Source organism: Allostella sp. (genome assembly GCF_041913585.1).
GTDB lineage: Bacteria > Pseudomonadota > Alphaproteobacteria > ATCC43930 > Allostellaceae > Allostella.
This window is the reverse complement of record NZ_JAYSFE010000298.1, coordinates 1-1,501: the sequence shown is the minus strand read 5'-3', so window position 1 is coordinate 1,501 and position 1,501 is coordinate 1. Positions and strand designations below refer to the sequence as shown.

General features: G+C 75.0%; 1 protein-coding gene. It reads right to left on the bottom strand.

From position 1 onward, the window contains the following. Positions 1 to 1,256, bottom strand: a 1,256-nt coding sequence (locus ACE3Q3_RS24380) for an NAD(P)/FAD-dependent oxidoreductase (protein ID WP_374450469.1), incomplete at its 3' end; no start/stop codon positions are given. Between the last annotated feature and the right edge of the window lie 245 nt (positions 1,257 to 1,501).

The following is a 1,501-nucleotide window of genomic DNA, read 5'->3' as shown; positions in this document are numbered from 1 at the left end:
AGGAGCATGCCGCGGGCGATGCGGCGGGCGAAGCCGTAGGCCGGGATCGGCCGCAGCGGCGACAGCGGCAGAGGCAGGTCGGCGGCGGATCCGGTGTCGAGCCAGCGCGCCAGTTCCCGGCCGAGGATGGTGGCGAGCGCGACGCCGCGGCCCTGGCAGCCGACCCAGGCGGCGACGCCGGGGGCCAGTTCGTGGAGATGCGGCATGCGGTCGGCGGTGATGCCGACATAGCCCTGCCAGAGATGGTCGAACGAGACCTCGCCCACCTGCGGGAAGACGCGGGCCAGGCGGGCGCCGATGCGGCGGCGGAGGCGGGCGTCGTGGCCGGCATGGATGACCAGGGCACCGCCCGACACCAGCCGCCCCGAGCGCGCGAAGCGGAAGAAATGCAGGTCGCCCTGGGTGTCGGACAGCGCGACGTCGCCGACCAGCATGCTGCGGCGGACGTTCTCCCCGAGCGGCACGGTCGACATCTGGTAGGAGCGCACGGGGACGACGGTCTGGCGGAAGCCCGGCCACAGGTCGTCGGAATAGGCGTTGGTCGCCAGCACCACCTGGTCGGCGACGACATGGCCGGCGGGCGTCGACAGGCGCCAGCGCTCGCCCTGGCGCACGAGCGCGGTCGCCGGGCTCCGCTCGTGGAGGCGGGCGCCGGCCGCGACCGCGGCGTGGGCGAGACCGCGGGCATAGGCGAGCGGGTTGATATGGCCGCCGTCGCGGTTCAGCCAGCCGCCATACCAGAAGTCCGACCCGGTGATGGCCGCCGTCTGCTGCCGGTCCAGCAGTTCGACCGGTGCGCCGAGGCGCGCCCACTGCTCGGCCCGCCGGGCGCTCAGCGCGACGCGGCCCGGACGGTGCGCCGGCTGGATCCAGCCGTTCTGCACCGCCTCGCAATCCATGCCGTGGCGCCGGATGAGGTCGAAGGTGAAGGCCGCCGAGTCGCGGACGAGCGCGGCATAGGCGTCACCCTTCTCCGGCCCCAGCATCTGTACGAATTGGTCGGGGTCGAAGCGCGGGTGGGTCGGGATCACCTGGCCGTTGTTGCGCCCGGAGGCGCCCCAGCCGACCTCGGCCGCCTCCAGCACCACGACCGAGGCGCCGCGCTCGGCCAGGTGCAGCGCCGTCGAGAGGCCGGTGTAGCCGGCGCCGACGACGGCGACGTCGGCCGTCGCGGCGCCGGCGAGCGCCGCGGTCCGCGGGCCGGGCGGCGCCGTCGCCGCCCAGAGGGATGGGGGAAGCGCGGTCGATTCGGACATGGCGCCGGGCTCTCCGTTCTGCGTGGCCGGATGCGATCCTAGACGAGGCATCGCGCCGCCGGCACCGGGCGTTGCGGCCGGAGACGGCATCTGGGACATTCCGCCCCGCCATGACCGACGACCTCGCCCCCTTCGCGCGCGATGCCCGCCGTCTGATGCGCGCCGTCGACCGGGCGACCCTGGCGACGATCCAGCGCGACGCGGCGGGCTGGCCCTACGCCTCGCTGGTGCTGGTGGCGGCCGAC